At 49.2% G+C, this 248-nt stretch carries 1 protein-coding gene; it reads right to left on the bottom strand.

The annotated features are described in order from the left end of the window. The coding region (locus IEQ44_RS16330; RefSeq protein ID WP_193639465.1) for a BamA/TamA family outer membrane protein at positions 1–248 on the bottom strand (248 nt) is incomplete at both ends.

Here is a 248-nt window from a genome sequence, read left to right as displayed (position 1 = left end):
TCGATCGGCACATAAGTCGCCGTGTCTAACGTCACTTTGTAGTATTCGTTATCCGATCCAGGAATGGTCACTTTACCGGTCAGGTTGACACGTGAACCATCTGTCGGGAAGTAACCACGGTCAAGCTTGTTATAGGTCCAACCATAGTTGAACGTGAAGCCGTCCGTTTTGAAGCTGTTATCCTGATCAGAGGTGCTCGGATGTTCACCCATAGAGTACAGATAACGCCACATCGCAACCTGAGGCTG

This window comes from Nocardioides malaquae (assembly GCF_015070385.1).
Classification (GTDB): domain Bacteria; phylum Actinomycetota; class Actinomycetes; order Propionibacteriales; family Nocardioidaceae; genus Nocardioides; species Nocardioides malaquae.
Note: the sequence above shows the minus strand (reverse complement) of the source record. Positions and strands in the feature narration are given on the sequence as shown.